19 protein-coding genes are annotated in these 20535 nt (G+C 69.7%); 10 read left to right on the top strand and 9 right to left on the bottom strand.

What is annotated here, in order from left to right:
• Positions 1-542: 542 nt before the first annotated feature.
• From HEB94_RS16455 to HEB94_RS16440, 4 genes are all read right to left on the bottom strand, one after another.
• Positions 543-710, bottom strand: a complete 168-nt coding sequence (locus HEB94_RS16455; protein ID WP_202896381.1) for a nuclear transport factor 2 family protein — start codon at positions 708-710, stop codon at positions 543-545.
• Positions 707-2677, bottom strand: coding sequence for a beta-L-arabinofuranosidase domain-containing protein (locus tag HEB94_RS16450; RefSeq protein ID WP_337917728.1), 1971 nt, complete (start codon positions 2675-2677; stop codon positions 707-709). The genes HEB94_RS16455 and HEB94_RS16450 overlap by 4 nt, the downstream gene beginning before the upstream one ends.
• Positions 2678-2815: 138 nt before the next feature.
• A complete protein-coding gene (locus HEB94_RS16445) occupies positions 2816-3790 on the bottom strand; it encodes a hypothetical protein (protein WP_192750706.1) in 975 nt (324 codons plus the stop codon).
• On the bottom strand, positions 3790-4146 hold the full coding sequence (locus HEB94_RS16440; protein WP_202896380.1) for a PadR family transcriptional regulator: 357 nt from the start codon (positions 4144-4146) through the stop codon (positions 3790-3792). The genes HEB94_RS16445 and HEB94_RS16440 overlap by 1 nt, the downstream gene beginning before the upstream one ends.
• Positions 4147-4831: 685 nt before the next feature.
• On the opposite strand from HEB94_RS16440, the gene HEB94_RS16435 reads away from it, so the two are divergent.
• Positions 4832-5770, top strand: coding sequence for a DMT family transporter (locus HEB94_RS16435; protein ID WP_192750705.1), 939 nt, complete (start codon positions 4832-4834; stop codon positions 5768-5770).
• A 102-nt stretch (positions 5771-5872) separates the two neighbouring features.
• Positions 5873-6478: a hemerythrin domain-containing protein gene (locus HEB94_RS16430; protein WP_238362282.1), complete on the top strand. Its 606-nt coding sequence runs from the start codon at positions 5873-5875 to the stop codon at positions 6476-6478.
• Between the two features lie 62 nt (positions 6479-6540).
• Here HEB94_RS16430 and HEB94_RS16425 read toward each other — a convergent pair whose 3' ends face one another.
• Together HEB94_RS16425 and HEB94_RS16420 are read right to left on the bottom strand one after the other, a co-directional pair.
• Positions 6541-7176 (bottom strand): nucleoside/nucleotide kinase family protein, encoded by a 636-nt coding sequence (locus tag HEB94_RS16425; RefSeq protein WP_192750704.1) that lies wholly within the window; start codon positions 7174-7176, stop codon positions 6541-6543.
• A gap of 78 nt (positions 7177-7254) precedes the next feature.
• Positions 7255-8274: a GlxA family transcriptional regulator gene (locus tag HEB94_RS16420; RefSeq protein WP_192750703.1), complete on the bottom strand. Its 1020-nt coding sequence runs from the start codon at positions 8272-8274 to the stop codon at positions 7255-7257.
• 230 nt (positions 8275-8504) lie between these two features.
• Between HEB94_RS16420 and HEB94_RS16415 the strand changes: the two genes are divergently transcribed.
• The 4 genes from HEB94_RS16415 to HEB94_RS16405 all read left to right on the top strand — a co-directional run bounded on the left by HEB94_RS16415 (position 8505) and on the right by HEB94_RS16405 (position 11242).
• Positions 8505-9143, top strand: a complete 639-nt coding sequence (locus tag HEB94_RS16415; RefSeq protein ID WP_192750702.1) for an HD domain-containing protein — start codon at positions 8505-8507, stop codon at positions 9141-9143.
• Between the two features lie 128 nt (positions 9144-9271).
• On the top strand, positions 9272-10306 hold the full coding sequence (locus HEB94_RS16410) for an acyltransferase domain-containing protein (RefSeq protein WP_202896379.1): 1035 nt from the start codon (positions 9272-9274) through the stop codon (positions 10304-10306).
• A 102-nt stretch (positions 10307-10408) separates the two neighbouring features.
• Positions 10409-10594, top strand: a complete 186-nt coding sequence (locus HEB94_RS50640; protein WP_238361544.1) for a hypothetical protein — start codon at positions 10409-10411, stop codon at positions 10592-10594.
• Positions 10595-10660: 66 nt separating this feature from the next.
• Complete coding sequence (locus HEB94_RS16405) at positions 10661-11242, top strand: MBL fold metallo-hydrolase (protein ID WP_337917727.1); 582 nt, start codon at positions 10661-10663, stop codon at positions 11240-11242.
• Here the strand turns inward: HEB94_RS16405 and HEB94_RS16400 are convergent.
• A complete protein-coding gene (locus HEB94_RS16400) occupies positions 11230-12156 on the bottom strand; it encodes an AraC family transcriptional regulator (RefSeq protein WP_337917725.1) in 927 nt (308 codons plus the stop codon). The two genes, HEB94_RS16405 and HEB94_RS16400, sit on opposite strands and share 13 nt — an antisense overlap.
• A 145-nt stretch (positions 12157-12301) precedes the next feature.
• Here HEB94_RS16400 and HEB94_RS16395 point away from each other — a divergent pair, with 145 nt between their 5' ends.
• Entirely contained in the window at positions 12302-13384 is a 1083-nt protein-coding gene (locus tag HEB94_RS16395; RefSeq protein WP_192750700.1) for an aldo/keto reductase, read from the top strand.
• A gap of 33 nt (positions 13385-13417) precedes the next feature.
• On the opposite strand, the gene HEB94_RS16390 is transcribed toward HEB94_RS16395, so the two are convergent.
• Positions 13418-14494 (bottom strand): TetR/AcrR family transcriptional regulator, encoded by a 1077-nt coding sequence (locus HEB94_RS16390; RefSeq protein ID WP_192750699.1) that lies wholly within the window; start codon positions 14492-14494, stop codon positions 13418-13420.
• 114 nt (positions 14495-14608) lie between these two features.
• Here HEB94_RS16390 and HEB94_RS16385 point away from each other — a divergent pair, with 114 nt between their 5' ends.
• Together HEB94_RS16385 and clpX are read left to right on the top strand one after the other, a co-directional pair.
• Positions 14609-15826, top strand: coding sequence for a cytochrome P450 family protein (locus tag HEB94_RS16385; RefSeq protein WP_192750698.1), 1218 nt, complete (start codon positions 14609-14611; stop codon positions 15824-15826).
• A gap of 64 nt (positions 15827-15890) precedes the next feature.
• Positions 15891-17174: an ATP-dependent Clp protease ATP-binding subunit ClpX gene (gene clpX / locus HEB94_RS16380; protein ID WP_192750697.1), complete on the top strand. Its 1284-nt coding sequence runs from the start codon at positions 15891-15893 to the stop codon at positions 17172-17174.
• Positions 17175-17291: 117 nt separating this feature from the next.
• On the opposite strand, the gene HEB94_RS16375 is transcribed toward clpX, so the two are convergent.
• Positions 17292-18773, bottom strand: a complete 1482-nt coding sequence (locus HEB94_RS16375) for a serine hydrolase (protein ID WP_192750696.1) — start codon at positions 18771-18773, stop codon at positions 17292-17294.
• A gap of 504 nt (positions 18774-19277) precedes the next feature.
• Between HEB94_RS16375 and HEB94_RS16370 the strand changes: the two genes are divergently transcribed.
• On the top strand, positions 19278-20468 hold the full coding sequence (locus HEB94_RS16370) for a mandelate racemase/muconate lactonizing enzyme family protein (RefSeq protein WP_192750695.1): 1191 nt from the start codon (positions 19278-19280) through the stop codon (positions 20466-20468).
• The last annotated feature ends 67 nt before the right edge of the window (positions 20469-20535 follow it).

Genomic DNA, 20535 nt, shown 5'->3' with positions numbered 1-20535 from the left:
CCGACCCGCACGGCGGGGTCGTCGATCAGCCCTGGTGGGGTGTGCGCCAACTCCACCACATCGCCCAGACACCCCTCCTCCAACCAACTGATCAACCTCCGCCGCGCACGAACCAACTCCTCGAGCTCGACCCCGTTACAGTCCCCCGGCGACACCGACAACAAAGCCGACAAGAGCCCAGGACCCGGCAGCATGCCAGCAAACCCCGCAGGCAGCGGAGACACCCGCACCGACACACCACCAGACTCGCCCATACGTTCGATCCTACCGGCGATGAGAACCCGGCGCGAGCCAGAAACCCCTTATCCACAAGGCGAAACAGCCCACCACGAGCAGCCACCAACCTGTCGGTGGACCGTGGTAAGGCGAGCCGGAACCAGGTACCTCAGGCGACGTCGGCACTGCCCTCGCGATAGATCTTCGCCGACTCGATCCGGCCGTCCCGAAGCCGGTAGAAGCCCGCGATGGCGTCGCTGCGTTCACGACCTTCGACCGTGAGCGTCTCAGTCAGCTCTCGATCCGAAGCGTCGGACGCAGCGACGTCATCGCCCGGGAGAACAGGTCCGCAGTCCCGCACGTCCTCTGACCACCGCGGTCCCGGTGATCCACACAGCGTCCTCGGTGAATCCCGCCAGCAGCGCGTCGACGTCGCCCGCGTTGAAGGCACGAACGTGCTCTCGCACCATGGTGGCGGCGTCCACGTCGCTCACGCGATCGGCGGGGTCCACGGCAGTTCGGTGACTCGTAGCCGAATGCTGCCGTACGGTGCGAGAACGATCCGTTCGGGCCCCGGCTCCGTGTCCTCCGCACCGACCGGGCTCGACGGTGGCCTGTCGGCCGCGCCCCGCCGCACTTCCCACGCCGGCACGCGGCGCCCGGTCGCGTGCAGGAGGAGTGGCGCTCCATGCGGAGCGTACGGCCGGTCACCCACCTCGCGACGCTCCAGCGCAAGGCCGGCTTGCGGATCGTCCGGATCGAGTTCGAGAGCGTAGTTCCAGGGGGTCGTCGGGTGCACCTCGAAGTCGGCGTACGGCTCGACACCGCCGATCCGCTGCCACGACTCGCCGACCCCCAGGCCGAACGTGAGCGGCCCTCGGTGCACCGCAACGCTGTCCCGGTCGCGGTGTTCCACCCGGACCGGCGCGGGCAGCCGGAGCGCGACGATCTGCTCTCCGGTCCACAACCGGTCGAGTTCATGGACGGTGCCGGGCTGGAGCGGGAGCGCTTCTCCCCCGTCCACAGACAGTTCGGCACCCTCAGCCCAACCAGGAACGCGCAACCGGAGTGGGAAGGCGACCGGCGCGTCGACAGTGACACGGATCGAGACCTCGTCCGTGAACGGATAGCCGCCGTCCACCCGCACTCGCGTCCGCGCTCCGCGAACGGTGGTGTCGATCGTGCAGGGCGCATAGGTCAAGGCCTGCAGACCGTCGTCGGGGGTAGCCATCCACAGCCGGGCGGCGAACTTGGGCCAGCCCTGGTGCCGGTTGGCGGTGCAGCAACCGAAGTGTGGAGCCAGGCCGAAGATGTTCGCGTCGGGGCCGTTGTTGGTGTAAACGCGATCCTGCGTGACGTGGCAGACGACCTGGTTGGCCTGCTGGAGGTACTGATGCGTGCGTTCGTCCGCCGCGGCCGTTGCGGGGAGTGCGTTGTAGGCGATGCGTTCGAGGCGATCGACCAGCGGTTCGACAGCGCCCCAGGTCTCCACCGCGACTTCGAGCGACAGCAGGAGTTCCACCACCGCACAGGCTTCGGTGCCCTGCGAGGGGTGCCGCCCGGCAAGGTGTTCGTCCGCCCCGAAGAGTCCGGACGCCTGCCCATGGTGAGTGTCGAGCTGGTCCAACATCCGCTCGACCAGTGTGACGAGCCGGTCGTCCCCGGCCTGCCGCCACCACACCGCGGGCATCTTCACACCCATCGCGACGTTGACGCCGTGCGTCGCCATCATGACGTCGTTCATCCAGACACCACCGGCCTGGCGTTGGTACTCCCGAAGCGTCGCATCGGGAACCTTCTCCGGGAACGGCAGATGGTCGGCGTACGCGGACCAGTCGTAGCCCTGCGCACGAACCGTGTCCGCAACTTCGAGTAGCCACCTCTCCCGCGTGAGGTCGTAGAGCTGATGCACGGACCACACCAGGTCGGCCCACCTCATCCGACCCCAGTCACGCAACGGCCGGCGCTCGAGCACGTTTCGCAGGATCCGGACGAGGCGCAAGCTCGCCTTGACGGAACGATCGTCACCGGTCGCCGAGTGGTACTGCAGCAGCGCCTTCAACACCACCATGCGAGGCCACACGTCCAGGTCAGGATCGACGTCTGGCTCCGAGCCCGTACCGGTCCGGCGCGGACCGAGCCAACCGTCGTCGGCCTGGTGGTCGAGGATGTAGGACACCCAGCGCTCGACCTTCGCCAGCAGGGCCGGATCCTCCAGGAGGAACGCGAGCGGGGTAACGCCGTCCAGCCAGTAGGGACCGCCCTCCCACCCCTCGGCCGAGCCACCGATCCAGGCGCTCTCTCCGACGTCGGGCCAGATCTCGTCGAGATGCCCCGCCATTCCGTCGGCCTGCAGACGAAGCTGCCCGGCCAGCCACCCCGCTGGCCGGATCTGGCCAAGTGGAAGTGCCCGTAGCGCGTTCGGATGCAACCCGCTGGTGACCTCTGCGCCGTCCGACACCTGCGTCCTCCTCACGTTGGTCCGACGACGCTACCGTCCCGCGCACTCCCCACCATGCGGACCGGCCGCCACGGGGCAGGGGCCGTCCGGCTCCGGCAACCACGTCGCCGCGCCCACGCGCCGCGACCCCGTGCCGGCTCATCCCCGGACGGCACCGATGAGCGACTCCAGGAACCGGAGCGCGGCCCTGCGCAGGATGCCGTACGCCTCGAGGTGCCGGACCAACGCCACCAGCACGACCAGTCCGGCCAACGGGAGCACGCCCAGCGTGAGCGGAAGGGCGACCGGACCGTCGGGGAGCCGCGACCCGGACCCGTCCGCCAAGCCGATGAGGAGGAAGTAGGAGAACGCGAACGCCACGATCAGACCGGCCCGCAGCAGGACCCGGGCGCGAAGGAGCGCGGCGAGGAGGACCACCATGGCGGCGAGGGTCGCCCACGTCTGGGAGATGCCGAGTCCGATCAGCCCGTCTCCCACCGCCGGCACCGTTCCCGCCAGGACGGCGAGGAGCGCCATCCTGTGCGGTACCAGCTCCAGTCCTCGGCGTACGCGCCCAGGAACCAACAGCAGAAGGGCGAGGACGAGTCCGGGTACGAAGAAGGCGAGGTCCTCGAACCTGGTGACCGGATCCGACGGCAACCGACCACCCGCGGGCCAGTAGCCCAGCAACGCCGCGAGGTGGGTGCCGACGGCCGCCCAGGACAGGACCGCGGCCGGAACACCGCGTCGGCACATGACGAACGCGAACGTGCCGAGCCACAGCAGGTACGTCGGCCACAACGGGTCCAGGTAGACCTCGTCGCCGTGGAATCCAGACCGGACCACCGATCCGGAAAGGGCCGACGCCGCCACCATCGCGAACACGGCGAGCAGCGACGACAGGCAGACGACCCCCGCAGCTGCCGGCCGCCGCCACGACCCCACCGGCCGGCTCCTGCCCGTGAGCCGGAGCGCCAGGCCGTGACGGATCAGCGACAGGGCCTCACCGACGGACGGCCGACCCCCGGCGGGCGCGGTCTCCATCAGGACGGCCAGCATCTCCTCGCCGCGTTCGGCGCGATAGGAAGCCGGGTAGCTCAGCAGAACCGAGCGGTAGAAGCGTTCGATCTCCATCACGCGCCCTCCGTTACGACGCTCGGACGTCCGGACCGGACCGCCTTGGCGAGTCGGCGCCGCGCCTGCGAAGCGAGGAACTCGAGCCGTCTTGTCTCCTCGGTCAGCGCGTCGGCTCCCCGTGCGGTGATGCGGTAGCTGCGCCGCAGGCGTCCGTTGACGATCTCCTCCTTGGCGACCTCGACGAGTCCCTCGCCCGCGAGCCGGTCCAACGCGGCGTACAGCGTCCCGACGCGCATCCGCACGCGTCCCGCGGCGAGGGTCTCCACCTCGGACAAGATCGCGTAGCCGTGCAGGGGACCGCCGACGAGGACGGCGAGGATCAGGAACGTCGGCTCCTGCATCGCTTTACTCATGCGAGAAGGATACTCCGGTCAGTTGAGTATCGGCGGGCCGATCGGGAGGTCCGTCGCGTCGAGGCGGGACGAGCGGTCCCGTGGTCGACCTCAGCCAGGAGCCAGGACCCGGGACCCACGGGGTCCTCTCGCGGCCGGGCGGAATTGATCAAAGCGATCGACTCCGAGCCAGAGCGACGCCGCCGAACGACGCCATCCGAACTCGCGGTGATCGACATCGATCCGAACTCGGGGCATTGGGGGCTTCGACGTGAACTCGGAATGATCGACAGATCGCGGCGACGAAATCGACGAGAATTCGACGGCCGTCCCGATAATTCGGTAGCCACGACGTAGCCGTCCGTGCGCGAGGTCCTTTCCTCGAACCCCCCGCAAGCGAAGGCGGGAAGCGCGGCCTAGAGTGTTGCGACCCGCGTCCGAAAACCAGGCCGGTAACGATCTTTCCGGCCGTGCGGCACGTGATCATTTCCAGAAAAGATCATGCGCATCACACACGGCTCGAGCGGCGACGAACAGCGAGAACAAGAAAGAGTCCGCTGCGGCTGGCTTTTTCACCTACGACGGGTATTGTCCGTTAATCAAGAATTTGGCTCGGTCGGACGCGAGCCCGCCCGAGCCGTCGTTCCATCCCCCAGCCACTGGGAGGCTCGGTGTCCACTGAACTGACTCCTTCGCCAGTCACGGTATGAGCGTCCTCGTCACCAGTGTTCCCGCCGTCCCTGCCATCGGGGCGGCGCTCGCGTCGGCGTGTGGGTTCGCCCTGTCCACGTCGCTCCAGCACCGGGTCGCCGGTACGGCGCCGGTGCACGTCCGCGGCCCCGTGCAGACCCTGCTGCACCTGCTCCTTCGACCCCTGTGGGTTCTCGGCGCGATCGTCGGTGCGCTGTCACTCGGCCTGAACGCCGTAGCGCTGAATCTCGGGGCCCTGGCGCTGGTGCAGCCACTGATGGTGGCCGGTGTCGTACTCGCCGTGCCGGTGCGGGCGGCCATGGACCGTCGATATCCCTCCGGTCGCGAGCTCGTCGCGGTCTCGCTGGCGGCGCTTGGCCTGGCGGCGTTCACCGTGGTGGTCGACCCCACCCCGGGGACGGCCCCACTCGCCAACTCACCCGCCGTCGGCTTCACGGTGCTCGGTCTCGCCATCGTCGCCGGTGCCGTCTGCACCTTCACCCGGCACAAGAAGCCGGGCACCCGCGCACTGGCCCTCGGGGCCGCCGCGGGCATCTTCTTCGGACTCACGGCCGCCCTGCTGAAGCTCCTCACCCAGCAGCTCCACACCGAAGGACTCTGGGCGACCGCGGCCGGCTGGCCCCTGTGGGCGATGGCCGGTGCCGGTATCTGCGGGCTCGCGATCAACCAGTGCGCGTACCGGATCGCGCCGCTGTCCGGGTCCATGCCGGTGGTCAACGTCGTCGACGTTCTGATCGCGGTCACGCTCGGGTGGCTGCTGTTCGGCGAAGTGCCGGCACACAGCGCCGTCGGGCTGGTCGTCCAGGTCGGAGCGCTCGCCTGCATTGGCATCGGCCTGCGCCTGATCGTCCGCGCCCACTCCGCTGGTCCCAATCCGCCGGAGCCCCCGTCGAACACGCCCACCCGACCACCGGTCGTCAGCGGCTCGCGCTGATGCCCGCGAGCCGTCGGAGCTCGCCTGGTTGACGGGCGCGACCGCGGCTGATGGAATCTCCCGCAGCGTCGCGGTGTACCCGGTGAAGAGACCGCCGTGGGCATGGAGGCGCCGAACCCTCGGGTGACGATGGACGACCCCACCGAGCCGAGCGACCGCGTCCGGGCATTCGGCAACCAGCTTGTCGACGTACACCTCTGGCTGCGCGACCAGCTGGACCAACTCCGTGATGACGTCGATGCCTTCCTCGACGATCCCGGACCCGACCCAGCGTCGCAGCCGTCGCGGCCGTCGCGGGACCTGCCGAACGTACGGAACCTTCGAGATCTGCGGGCACACTGCCTCACCTTCTGCTCGGCACTGACCCGCCATCACACCGGTGAGGACACGGGACCGTTCCCCGTGCTGGCCGCAGAGGTACCCGAGCTGCGGCCCGTGATCGACGAACTCGTGCGCGACCATCGGCTGGTCACCGATGCCCTGCGCCGGGTGGAGGAGGTCCTCGACAGTCTCGGTCGGATGCCCGAGCACGACGAGGCGCGGCGACGGCGCGTACGTGGCGAACTCGACACGCTCGCCGCCCTGCTGGAGACGCACTTCAGCTACGAGGAACGGCGACTCGTGTCCGCCCTCAACGACCTGGGGGCGCTGAGCCCGGACGGGTCCCGGCCCGACTTCCTGCTGACCGCCGCCGAACTCGACAGCTGAGCCGGTCGAGCCAGCCCGCCGGTCGAGCCAACCCGCCGGTCGGGTCAGACTCACCAAGCGAATCAGTCCCGCGGCCTGACCACCAGGTCGGCGCGGTGCGCGGTGCCCGCGATCAACTCGGCGTTGCGCTGGTCGGTTCCGAGCGCCCACGCGCGAGCGTCCGCGGGCGACTTGCCGTAGGCCTCGTGCCGCGCGATCAGGCGTGCCTGTCGGACGTTCTCGTCGGGGCCGAGGTACCACACCTCGTCGAGCAGTGACCGCGCCGGCGCCCAGGCGCCGCTGTCCAGCAGGAGATAGTTGCCTTCCGTCACGACCAGCGGGACGTCGCGGGGCACCGGCAACGCACACGCCACCGGCTCCTCGATCTCGCGGTGGAACTCCGGCGCGTAGACCACATCGTCCTTCCCACCGCGCAGCCGCTTGAGCAGGGCGACGTACCCCGCGGCGTCGAAGGTGTCGAAGGCGCCTTTGCGGTCGCGCCGGCCCAGGTCCTCGAGTACAGCGTTGGCGAGGTGGAACCCGTCCATCGGCACGAGTACGGCGTCCGGCGTCAGCTTGTCCACGAGTGCGCGAGCAAGCGTCGACTTGCCCGCGCCCGGTGCGCCGACGATGCCGAGGAGGTGGCGCGATCCTGGCCGGATCAGGGCGCGCGCCCGTTCGACGAGTTCGGCCTGGCTGGCTTCGATGACGATCGGCATGGATCCTTCTGGGGCTCGGCGTGGACCAGGGCGAGAGCCCCGGAGAGGTCCTGGACGGGTGGAGGTGGCCGTGCGGGGCTAGGTCGGCTCCGTACTGCTCGGCTCCGTACCGCTCGGGTCCGTACCGACCGTGGCGGTTCGCGAGAACCGACGTTGGTACGTCGCGGGTGGGACGCCGAAGTGCTGGACGAACGCGCGGCGCAGGTTCTCGTCACTGCCGAAACCGCTGCGGGTGGCGGCGGAGGTGACGGTGTGGCCGGCGTCAAGGAACGCTTGCGCCGCTTCCAGCCGGATCCGTTCGATGTGGCGAGCCGGCGTGGTGCCGAGTTCCTGCTGGAACAACCGGGTGAGGTGACGTGGGCTGACTCCGACGGCGCCGGCGAGTTCGGGGACGGAGTAGCTCCCGGCCGGGTCGGCGGCGACCGCGTCGAGGACGTCGCGCAGCGGCCGGTTCCGCGGGATGGGAGACCGGGACGGGGCCGAGAACTGCGACTGGCCGCCGGGACGCTGCACGAACACGACCAGCGACCGCGCGACGTCCCGGCTGAGTGCCGCGTCGTGGTCGTCCTCGACGAGGGCCAGCGCCAGGTCGATGCCCGCCGTCACTCCCGCGGACGTCGCGATCGGCCCGTCGGTGACGAAGATGGAGTCCGGCTCCACCGTGACCCGTGGATGACGCCGCGCCAACTTCTCCGCGTGCCGCCAGTGGGTCGTTGCCCGCCGTCCGTCCAGCATTCCGGTGGTGGCGAGCAGGAACGCGCCGGTGCAGACGGAGACGACGCGGGGCGCGGAGTTCGCCAGGCTGGTCGCGGCCGCGACGAGGCTGGGATCGAGTCCGGCGGTGGCCACGCCCTCCGATCCCGGCAGCAGGGCCGTGTCGAGGTGCTCGGCGTCCGCCGCCCGACCGTCCACGGCGAGGTGGACGCCGGTCGAGGAGCGCACCGCCCGCCCGTCGGGTGAGTAGAGCGCGATGTCGTAGTGGGCGCCGTAGCGGTTGGCCTCGACGAAGACCTCCGCGCTGCCCGCCACGTCCAGCATCGTGACGCCGGGGAAGACGAGCATGCCGACGCGGTGGACCCGTCCGGTTCCGTTCGTCATCGTGGGCCACCTCCTCGGCTCCGTCGCTCCGGCGTCCTCCTCGCGTCCGCCGCGCCGGCCGCAGCCGCGCAGCCGCACCCGTCAGCCCGCCAGGAGCATGTCCTTATCTGTGGCCAGTATGACCGAAAGGACATGGCGACTCGATCGGACCAGCGGCGAGAGTGGCTCACGAGGGCTGAAGTAGGTCCTGAGAGCAGACCGATCCTGATCACCGTGGAGGAACGATCCCGATGACCGAAACCATCGCAGGAGTCGAGATTCCGGACACCCGCCTCGTCCGGGAGGCCACCGAACTGGTCCGGGACGCGGCGCCGCCGCTGCTGTTCGACCATTCCCGGCGGGTGTACCTGTTCGGCATGCTCCAGGGCCAACATCGCGGCCTGCGGCCTTCGCCGGAGTTGCTCTACGTGGGTGCGATGTTCCACGACCTCGGCCTGACCCAGCGATACCGCACCACGACCCGACGCTTCGAACTCGACGGCGCGGAGGAGGCGCGCGCGTTCCTCCAGAAACACGGCGTGGACCAGGACTCCGTACGCCGGGTCTGGACCGGGATCGCGCTGCACACCACGCCGGGCGTACCGGAGTTCATGGAGCCCGAGGTCGCCCTGGTCACCGCCGGCGTCGAGACCGACGTTCTCGGCATCGGCTACCACGACCTCGCCCCCGAGGCGATCGCGGAGGTCACCGACGCCCATCCCCGTCCGGACTTCAAGCGACAGATCCTGGCGGCTTTCACCGAAGGCTTCCGGGACCGCCCGGACACCACCTTCGGCACGGTCAACGCCGACGTTCTGGAGCACTTCGTGCCGGGGTTCGAGCGGATCGACTTCGTCAAGGTCATCCAGTCCAACCCCTGGCCCGAGTAGCCACCACGCCGAAGGAGTGGCACGAGACCTCGGCCTCCGCGGACGCGACGAACGACACCGGCCACCAGAAGCGACTACGTTGACACGGCGCGGCGGGAGCCGCGTGGGAGCAGGGAGGGCTTCGACACGTGGACATCGGAGAGTTCGTCAAGGACAGGGACCGGTCCGCCGAGTTGATCGGGCACCTCGAAAGCATCGGCAGGCCGGACTTCGAGGTCCGCCTGCCCTCGGAGCAGGACCTGCCCCAGGTCCTGCTCGACCTCGCGGTGCCGCACCAGGACATCGACCTGCTGGTCGCGCAGTTGCCGAGTCCGGAGCGGGATCCGCGGACCTGGCGGCTCCTGGAGTGCTGCACGCATGCGGTCGTACGGCCGATGGGCGCGATCGAGGAGTCGCCGCCGTTCCAGGACCTCGCGCCCAGCATGGGGATCCTGGGGCGGTACTTCTACGTCTACGTCCTCCTCGCCGCACTCCCCCACGTCCAGGACTTCCACCGCGCTCGCGGGATTCCCGAGGACGTCTCCCGGTCGACGTTCGCCGACCTCGGCCGGTGCATGGCCGACCACCACTACTGGTACGGCGTCGGCGGTCTCGACGCGATGCTCGCGTCCTGGCTCCGGCTGCACTTCAGCGGTGCCATCTACCAGCTCGGCCGGCTGCAGTTCCAGCGGGCGCGGCTCGGAAACCGTACCGGGCAAGGGGTTTCGGCGTCCGGCCTCCCGTACGGACCCGGCGACCACACCCTCGGGATGCACATTCCCGCGTGGTACGGGCCACTCACCCCGGCCGCTTGCGAGCGGTCCCTCGCAGCGGCGCGGGAGTTCTTCCCGCGGTACTTCCCGGCCGAGGACTGCCACGTCGCGACGTGTCACTCCTGGCTGTTGGACCCTCAGCTCGCGGAGTACCTCCCGGCGGACTCCAACATCCTCCGGTTCCAGCGCCGTTTCCGGCTGGCCCACGAGTCCGCCGCCGACGACGCGGAAACCCTGAGGTTCGTGTTCGGCCGGATCGGAACGCCGCTGGACCAGCTCCCACGCGAGACGAGACTGCAACGCGCGATCCTCGACCACCTCAAGGCGGGCCGGCACTGGCACGGCGGCGCCGGATGGTTCGCGCTCGACGGCCACCGAAGCGGCTCGGAGTCGACGCCGACTTCTCACTAGACCGGTCGTCATACCGGTCGTCACGAATGGAATGGAACGCGAGCGGGCAGGTGTCCGTTCCATTCGCGACCACCTGCGCGCCACCCTGGAGGGCGAGATCTGATGCGGGTCCATCACCTCAACTGCGGAACGATGCGGCCACTCGGCGGCCGGCTGATCGACGGCCGGGGTGGCTTCCTGCACCGCGCCGAACTCGTCTGCCACTGCCTGCTGGTCGAGACCGGGGACGAGCTGGTCCTCGTCGACACCGGCATGGGTTCGCCCAGCGTCGAACGGCCCGGCGAGTGACTCGGCGACCAGTTCGTCCGGCTGACCGGCGTCCGCACCAGCCTCGCGGAGACCGCCGCGGAACAGGTGAGACGACTGGGCCACGACCTCGAGGACGTACGACACGTCGTGCTCACCCACCTCGACCTCGACCATGCCGGTGGGCTCGTCGACTTCCCCCACGCGACGGTGCACGTGTACGCCGAGGAGCTGCGCGCGCTGCGGTCGCCACGCGACGACGCCGAACGCACCCGCTACCGCGCCGTCCAGTTCGCGCACGACCCGCGGTGGAGTTCGTACGCCGACGTCGGTGAGAAATGGTTCGGCTTCGACGCCGTACGCGGTCTGAAGGGCCTGCCACCAGAGATCCTCCTGGTTCCGTTGGCCGGACACACCCGCGGCCACGCCGGCGTCGCGATCGACACCGGTGCCGGCTGGCAACTCCACGCCGGTGACGCCTACTTCTTCCGTGGGGAGCTCGACCCGTCCCGTCCGCACTGTCCACCCGGCCTGGCGCTCTTCGAGAACCGGGCCCAGACCGTCGCCGAGCTACGCGTCGAGAACCAGCGGCGGCTCCGCGAACTCGCCCGCGACACCGACGTCACCGTGTTCTCCGCGCACGACGCGGTGGAGCTGCGCCGGCTCACGGCAACGGCTCAGGGCAACTGACGCACGCCACGCGGTGCCTCGACGGCGCGCAGCCGAGCGGCGTCCCGGCCCGGTGGGGCGCCGAAGAGACGGCGGTACTCGCGGGTGAACTGCGAGGGATTGTCGTAGCCGACCCGGTGCCCGACTCCGGCGACATCGCCGGATCGGGCCACCAGCAGCGCGCGGGCCTCCTGCAGCCGGATGCGTTTCTGGAACTGCAGCGGGCTCAACGCGGTGACGGCACGGAAGTGCCGGTGGAACGCGGACGTGCTCATCGCGGCCAGCCGAGCGAGGTCCTCGATGCGGAGGGGTTCGGCGTAGTTGTCGCGGATCCAACGGATCGCCCGGCTGATGTGGGTCAGATTGCTGTCGGCCAGGCCGATCTGTCGGACCAGGCCGCCGTGCGGGCCGGTGAGCAGCCGCCAGAGGACTTCCCGCTCGACCAGCGGGGCGAGGACCCGCGCGTCGGTGGGGTGGTCGAGCAGTCGCAGCATCCGTGCCAGGGCGTCGAGCAGGTCCGGTCCGGCTTGGCCGGTGGCGATCGCGGGCAGTCCGGTCGTGGCGCGGGGCCACCGATGTGTCGGGGCTTCGAGCAGCAGCGGGGCGATGGTGGCCGGGCGAAGCACCAGCCCCAGCCCCAGAGCGGGCTTTCGGGGAGTGGCCCCGACGAAGTGGCCCGTGACGGGCAGATCGGCCGTCACGACAAGGCACTGCCCGGCCCGGTACTCGTAGACCCGCTCGCCGAGCAGGAGGCGCTTGCGGCCCTGGGCCATGACGACGAGCAGCGGCTCGGTCAGCGAGTAGTCCGGTGTCGAGGTGTCGACCCGGGACAGCAGCAGCCCGTCGACGGAGGTCGTCAGGTCGGGGCGAGCGTGACTCACGATGAGGGCACGGATCTCGTCGAGGAGGTCGGAGGAGGCGCGCACAGCCTTCACGGAACCATCCCTGGCCGGGCTCGGCAAGTCTGATCGGGGCGGACCCGAGAGGATCGTGCAAGAGCCCGCGTGGATCGGTCTACCCCAGCCGCCGCGTTCGCGCTTGCATGGGTAGGGACCAGTCCGTCCTACCGGAGGTGGGTTCATGCCACTCGATCACTACGTCACGCTCGGCCGATCCGGCCTGCGGGTAAGCCCGTTCGCACTCGGTGCGATGACCTTCGGAGAGGATCCGGGAGGCGCCGGGTGCGGCGTGCCGGAGTCGGAGCGGATTCTCGATTCCTACCTGGACCGGGGCGGGAACTTCATCGACACCGCGAACTTCTACACCAACGGCCATTCGGAGCGGATCCTCGGGGACTTCTTCGCCGCGCGTCCCGCACGGCGCGAGCGGGTGGTGCTGGCGTCGAAGTTCTTCACCAACCTCTTTCCCGGTGATCCCAACGGTGGCGGCGCGGGCCGCGGTTCGATCAGCGCTCAGCTCGAGGAGACCCTGCGGCGCCTTCGCACCGACTACCTCGACCTGTACTGGTTGCACAACTGGGATCGCCACACCCCGATCGAGGAGACGCTACGCACCCTCGACGATCTTGTCCGCGCCGGAAAGATCCGCTACATCGGCTTCTCCAACACCCCTGCCTGGGTCACCGCCCAGGCGCACACGACGGCGCTGTTGAAAGGCTGGACCCCGCTGATCGCGTTGCAGGTCGAGTATTCGCTGCTGGCGCGCACCGTCGAGGGTGAGCTCGCCCCGCTCGCGCTGGACCAGGGCCTGGCGCTGGTGCCCTGGAGTCCGCTGAAGAACGGCTTCCTGTCCGGCAAGTACCGGCGCGGCCGTCAGGTCAGCGACTCCGCCCGCGCGGCGTTCGTCGGCGGCCCCAGCGAGGACGAGTACGCCGTCATCGAGGCCGTCGCCGCGATCGCCGCCGAACTCGGCACCTCCGCAGCGGCCGTCTCGCTGGCCTGGCTGCGTGCCCGGCAGGGAACTGTCGTGCCCATCCTCGGTGCGCGACGGGTGGAACACCTGGAGGACAACCTCGCGGCCCTGGAGGTGTCCCTGGACCCGGAGCATCTCCGGGTCCTCGACGAGGTCTCCGCACCGACGCTCGACTACCCGGCTCCGATGCACGGCGCGCTCCGGGCGATGCTGCAGTTCGCCGGCACGACCGTCGACGGTGAGACGTCCACCGTCTATCCGCCCCTGCTGCAAAGCGCTGTCCGCTACTGAGCCGCCGAACTCGCGAGACTGTGCGCCACGCGGCTACGAACCCGGGACCGAGGCCGCGGCGTGACACGCGCCCCAGCCCTCGGCCCGGGCGACGATCCGGCCCGCCGCGACGCGGACGGCGGTCTCGGTCGCGTCACTGACGGCGGGCACACCCGCTGCCGCGGCGAGGGAGCCGGAGACGTCCAGCACCACGCGTAGCCGCGGCCACGCCGAGGACGGAAAGGCGCCGAGCAGGCAGGTACGCAACTCCGCGACGGTCAGGCGGGCCAGTGGCGCCAGCTCGCCGGGCGTGCTCGTGACGAGGGCGGCGGTGACGTCGGCGTCGGCCGGAGCCGCCCGCAGCGCCTCCTCGACAGCGGCGATCCGGTGGAGCCCGAGGACCGCGACCACGCCGTCACCGCCGGGCTGTACGGGCTGGGCGCGGATGGCGTCGACGACGGTCGGCGGGGACCACGGCTCGTCGACGCGTCGCGCCGCGGAGACGTGCGGGAGATGCGGCGGCTGCCAGGTGTCGTCGAGGTCGAGTTCGGCCAACTGCTCACAGGCCGCCACGATGTTGAAGGGTTCCACGAACCCGGGCGCGAGCGCGGCCAGCTGGCGTGCGCCGTGCAGGGTGGTGAGCGCGGCCTCCGCCACCCCCACCAGCCGGCCACCCGCACGGGAGGGGCTCAGCCCTTCCAGTGCGAGCCCCAGCAGGATCGCGTCGAGCTTCATGAGTTGCGCGTACGGCCGGCGGGTGCGTTCGTCGGCGACGACCTCGGCCACCAGGTCCATGTCGAGCCGCACCGCGGTGTCCTGCTCCGCCGTGGCGAGCGGAAGGCGGGCGACCCAGGCGCGGGCGAGAGCACCGAGCGCCTCGCCGACGGTGAGTCCCGGCTCCGGCGGCGCCGGCTCCGGCACCCGCTCGGCGTCCTGCGCCAGCACCGCGAAGTACAGCGCCCGCTTGCCGGGGAAGTTGGAGTAGACCGCGCCGCGGGTGAGCTTGGCACGCTCGGCGATGCCGTCGATCTTGGTGTCGCGGAAGCCGCGGGCGGTGAACTCCTGCCGGGCGGCGGCGAGCACCTTCGCGCGGTTGCGCTCCTGCGTCTCGGCTCGGGTGAGCCGTCTCATCGTCCCCCTCCAGATGTCGTTGCACGTACGGCCGGAATCAAGATACCGTCACCATCGAGATGACGTCATCATCTGGTTTCACCATGTGAACCTGACACCCGAAGTGGAGGGGGCATGACAAGCGTCAGCCAGGGCCGAAGCGACGTACCGGAGATCGATCTGACCGACTCCGAGGTCCTTCGTGATCCGTTCGCCGCCTACGGCGCCATCCGGGAGCGCTCGCCGCTGGCGCGACTCGTGATCCCGGGCCTCGGCCCGGTGTGGGTCGTCATGCGCTACGACGACGCACGGGCGATGCTGGGCGACTCCCGCCTCGAGATCACCTCCGGCAGCTTCACCCCGCCGCCGGGCATCCCGGAGGACTGCCTGCCGTACCTGCGGACCATGTCGGACGCCAGCCCACCGGAGCACCTGCGCCTGCGCCGGCTGGTGGCCCCCGCGTTCAGCCCGCGCCGGGCCGCTGACTTCCGCCCCCGGATCGAACCGATCGTCGAACGGCTCCTGGACGACCTGACGGAGGACGCCAAGGACGGGCCGATCGACCTGCTCGAGCGGTTCGCCCGACCGCTGCCGATGGAGGTGATCTGCGAACTGGTCGGCATCCCCCTCGCCGACCGGCCACGGTGGCGCGAGTACGGCGCCACCGTCGCGGCCGGCATGGGCGAAGGCTTCTCCGTGGCGTTGCCCGGCATCGTGGCCGGCGCCAAGGCCGCGATCGCCCGCCGCCACGACACGCCCGGCGACGACGTGGTCTCCGACCTCGTCCGGGTGCGGGCCGAGGACGGCGACCGGCTCAGCGACCGCGAGATGGTCTCCCTCGTCTGGCATCTCGTCCTCGCCGGTCAGACACCGACCAACCTCATCGCCAACGCGGTCGGGACGCTGCTGACCCATCCCGAGCAGCTCGCCCTGCTGCGCGCGGACCCGACGCTCATGCCACGGGCCGTCGAGGAACTGATCCGCTGGTGCGGACCGGTGCTGCTGTCGATCCCCCGATACGCGCGCGAGGACGTCTCGATCCAGGGCACGCCGATCCGCACCGGTGAGCCGGTCACGGCCGCGATCGCCTCGGCCAACCGCGATCCGCGTACGTTCGACGACCCCGACCGGCTCGACCTCACCCGCGCCGGCGGGCCTCCCGGGCACCTGGGCTTCGCGCACGGGCCGCACTTCTGCCTCGGCGCTCCCCTGGCCCGGATCCAGACCGAGGTCGCGATCGCCGCCCTGCTCCGCCGCTACCCGGACCTCACCCTGGCGCTCGCACCGGGAGAGTTGCGACACGTTCCCGACCCGGGGACTTGGCGGTTGCCGTCCCTGCCCGTCACACTCTGAGGTTCCAGCTCCATCTGAGGTCCCGGCGGGACTTCGGCCCTGCACGACTGTCGAGGAGTTCGCGGTGGCACGCATCGGTGAGGGCAGCGACCTGTTGAAGTGCTCGTTCTGCAGAAAGAACCAGAAGCAGGTTCGCAAGCTCATCGCGGGCCCGGTCGGTGTCTACATCTGCGACGAGTGCGTGGTGCTGTGCACCGAACTCGTCGAGGAGGAGGAGCTGGCCGAGTCCTCTGAGGTGGGTTTGGCGGAGTTGCCGAAGCCGCGGGAGATCTTTGAGTTTCTGGATCAGTACGTGGTGGGGCAGGATCCGGCGAAGAAGGCGTTGTCGGTGGCGGTGTACAACCACTACAAGCGGGTGCAGGCGGGGTTGTCGGGCGCGGGCCGTCACGCCAAGGACGAGCCGGTGGAGTTGGCGAAGTCCAACATCTTGTTGATCGGGCCGACCGGGTGTGGCAAGACCTACCTGGCGCAGACGCTGGCGAAGATGTTGAACGTGCCGTTCGCGATCGCGGACGCCACCGCGTTGACCGAGGCGGGCTACGTCGGTGAGGACGTGGAGAACATCCTGCTGAAGCTGATCCAGGCGGCCGACTACGACGTGAAGAAGGCCGAGACCGGGATCATCTACATCGACGAAGTAGACAAGATCGCCCGCAAGAGTGAGAACCCCTCCATCACCCGTGACGTCTCCGGTGAGGGAGTGCAGCAGGCGTTGTTGAAGATCCTGGAAGGCACCACCGCCTCCGTGCCACCCCAGGGTGGGCGTAAGCACCCCCACCAGGAGTTCATCCAGATCGACACCACCAACGTGTTGTTCATCGTCGGTGGCGCCTTCGCCGGGCTGGAACGCATCATCGAACAACGCATCGGGAAGAAGGGCGTCGGCTTCGGCGCCAGCGTGCGCACCCGGGAGGACCGGGAGAAGGAACACACCTTCGCCGACGTGATGCCCGAGGACCTCCTGAAGTTCGGGCTGATCCCGGAGTTCGTCGGCCGCCTCCCGGTCATCGCGACCGTGCAGCCTCTGGATCGGCCCTCCCTGATGCGGATCCTGTCCGAACCCCGCAACGCCCTGATCAAGCAGTACCAGAAACTGTTCGAGATCGACGGGGTCGAACTGGAGTTCAGCGAGGACGCCGTCGAAGCCATCGCCGAACAAGCACTCCTACGAGGCACCGGCGCCCGCGCCACCCGCGCCATCATCGAAGAAGTCCTCCTCAACGTCATGTACGAGGTCCCCAGCCGCGACGACGTAGCCCGCGTCATCGTCACCCGCGAAGTCGTCCTCGACAACGTCAACCCCACCCTCATCCCCCGCGAACAACCCGGCCGCAGGAAGTCCGCCTGACGCGGGCGAGACGCCGCTGGCAGCACCAGGGCGCCGCACCCGAGGACTCCTGCCCTGCGGATGCGACGCCCGGATGCGGCGCCCGGATGCGGCGGCCGACGAGGTACGCGGCGCGCGTCAGTCGCGGTGTCCGACCACGGACACCGGTTCGGCGGCGTCGAAGGACACGTTGCCCGCCGCCCGCAGCGTCACCTGTTCGTCCTCGAATCCCAGCGTGAGGGTGAAGATGAACGGCGCCCGCAACAGGACGACCCTGATCGCGCAGGTGCCCTCGTCGGTCCAGGCGGCCCGGGCGGCGACCGGTTCGTCGCTGCCGCGCAGCAGAGAGCTCTCGCCAAGACGCCACTCGTCCGTCGCCGCGACCACCTCGTGGACGCCGAGGTTGTCCGCCACCGTGAGGCGGTACTCCTCGGGTCCGGCCACCAGGGTGATCGTCTCGACCTGCCGACCGGCCAGCCCGACCCTGCGGGCCGGCTGGTTGGTCGGCTGCTCCGCGCGGACGTGGTACTTCGTCCCGGAGATTCGCTCCGCCACCGAGGACGCCGGCTCACCTGCCGGACCGGGCAGGGCGAGTGCGTCCAGTCGGCCTCGCAGGCGGACGTTCGTCTCGCCGTCCTCGGGTAGGGCGGCGCCGCCCATCGCCGGGAGCAGGTGTTCCCACACGAGGTCCAGGACGGCCTGCATGTTGGAGACTCCGCTGATGATGGCGAGGACGGCGTCCTGCTCCGGCATGACCAGGCAGTACTGGCCGAACGCACCGTCGCCGCGGTAGGCGCCGTGCCGGGCCCGCCAGAACTGGTAGCCGTATCCCTGCCGCCAGTCGGTCTCGGTCCGGTTGTCGTTGCTCACCTGCCGGGCGGTCGCCTCGGCGACCCAGGCGCGCGGCAGGACCTGCTGGCCGCGCCACGCCCCTCCCTGCAGGTACATCTGGCCGAACCGGGCGACCTCGCTGAGCCGGATCGAGAGTCCCCAGCCGCCGGTGTTGATCCCGCGCGGGCATGTCTCCCAGGTCGCGTCGGTGATGCCGAGCGGCTCGAGCAGGCGCGGGCGCAGGTAGTCGAGCAGCCTCTCCCCGGTGACCCGCTGCACGATGGTGGAGAGGAGGTAGCTCGCGCCGCTGTTGTAGACGAAGTGCGTGCCCGGCTCGTGGTCGACGGGCTGCGCCAGGATCGTCTGCGCCCAGTTGGTGTCGGACTCGCGGTGGATCGCGGGGAGCGTGTCGGCGTCGTGCCCGCTGGTCATGGTGAGCAGGTCCCGTACCCGCATCTTGGCGAGGTTCTCACTCACCTGCTCGGGCGCCTCGTCCGGGAAGAAGCTCAGCACCGGGTCGTCGACCGACAGCCTGCCGTCGGCGACCGCCAGGCCGACACCGCTGGAGGTGAAGCTCTTGCTCAGCGAGAACATCGTGCGCTGGCTGTCGACACCGTGCGGGGCCCAGGCTCCCTGCGCGACGATGTGGCCGTGCCGGACGAGCACGAAGCCGTGCAGCGCGTCGATCTGATCCTCGACGGCCGCCACGAAGTCGAGGATCGCGGAGGACGGGACGCCCTGCGCCTCCGGAGTCGAGTGGGGCAACTGGGTCTCGGTTCGCACGTCCACGCGCATCCTCCATGTCGGGTACCACGCCGCCCGGTGCACACGGCCCATCGCAAGCTACCTGACATCCCCCCGCCCACGCGATCATCTACGACCGGTTCGTGGGCCAGGGACGGACCGGGGGGTACCGGCGCCGGCAGTGCCGCGACCACGACACCGATCCGGTCGAATGGCACCGCCGTCGTCTCCCACTCGCCCGCGAATTCGGCGAGAAAGAAGAGGAACGAAAGAAGGAGCCACGACGGAATTCCGGTTAGTTCCGAACGCATTTCTCGCCGCTTTCATCGCACGACTCACGGAATTGGCGGGCCCCTTTTCGCCGCCGGTTCTGGCCAACCGGTCCTCGCCACGGCACGGCGTTTACGTTGACACCCCAGCAGGCCGGTTGTAATTTCCGAATCGTTCCATCCGGAGGTGACAGAGCGGTTGTCTCTGTGAGCGCAACGCATTCGACCTCGAGGGCACGGTGCGTGAGCGCCGGCGCGGAGACGGAGCGAGTGGAAGCCGATGAAGATCACCGACGTGAAGTGCGCCGTTTTCGGCCGCCATCCCGTGGTGCGGGTCGTGACCGACGAAGGGATCTGCGGATACGGCGCGATCGAGGCGAACAAGTCCCACCACAAACCTGTCGTCGGCTTCTACAAGGACCTCATCGTCGGTGAGGACCCGACCGACGTCGAACGCGTCATGCTGAAGATCCGCCGACTGGGTGCGTTCAAACCCTGGGGCGCGGCGGTGTCGGCGATCGAGATGGCGTTGTGGGACATCGCCGGCAAGGCTGCCGGGCTCCCCGTTCACAAGTTGCTCGGCGGCAAGGTGCGCGACCGGGTGCGGGTCTACAACGGTGCCGTCCGTACGCCGATGACGGGCCAGACACCGGAGGACCACGCGGCCGCGATGACCAGGATGCGGGCCGCCTCGGAGGGCTTCACCATCGTCAAGCAGGCCCTGGCGTTCCACAGCACCATGCCGCTCACCGTCCCGAACTTCTTCTACGGCGAGCCGCGCAGTGGCCCCTCCCACCCGCACCGTGGCCTGCTCACCGAGCGCGGACTACGACACGTCGTGGAGTGCGTGCAGGCCATGAAGGAGGTCCTCGGCGACGAGATCGGGCTGGCCCTGGACCTCGGGCCCGGCTGGACCGTCCAGGACGCGATCCGGCTGGCTGTGGCCGTGGAGCCGATGTCGCTGATGTGGCTCGAGGACATGCTGACCGGTGACTACGTGCCCTACGTCAACGCGGCGCAGTACCGCGAGGTGACCCGGGCGTCGACGACCCCCATCCACACCGGTGAGCAGATCTACCTCCGGCAGAACTTCGTGGAGCTGATCGAGACGCAGGCCGTCCGCGTGGTGGGTCCGGACCCCTGCGACGTCGGTGGCATCGCGGAACTCAAGTGGGTCGCGGAGTACGCCGACCTGCACGGGATCTCGATGGCTCCGCACGGTACGGGCGACGGCCTGATCGGCCTGGCCGCCCTGGTGCAGGTCTGCGCGACGTTGCCCGACAACTACATCGCCTTCGAGTACCCCGTGGGCAAGCCCGACTGGTGGTACGACATCGTCGAGGGGCTGCCCGACCCGATCGTCCAGGACGGCTTCATCGAGGTGTGGGACCGGCCCGGCATGGGTGTGGACCTCATCCCGGAGGCGGCGCGGAAGTACCTCTCCCCCGAGGACGCCGACTTCTTCGACTAGGTCCGACCTACGCCGTACGACCGGTCCCGCACATCGCCCACGACGCCACGACCTCGGAGGTCAGCCC

Origin of the sequence: Actinopolymorpha pittospori (assembly GCF_014873875.1) — a bacterium.
In the GTDB taxonomy this organism is placed as follows: Bacteria; Actinomycetota; Actinomycetes; order Propionibacteriales; family Actinopolymorphaceae; genus Actinopolymorpha; species Actinopolymorpha pittospori.
The sequence above is the reverse complement of the archived record's forward strand: the minus strand, read 5'-3'. Positions and strand labels throughout refer to the sequence as shown.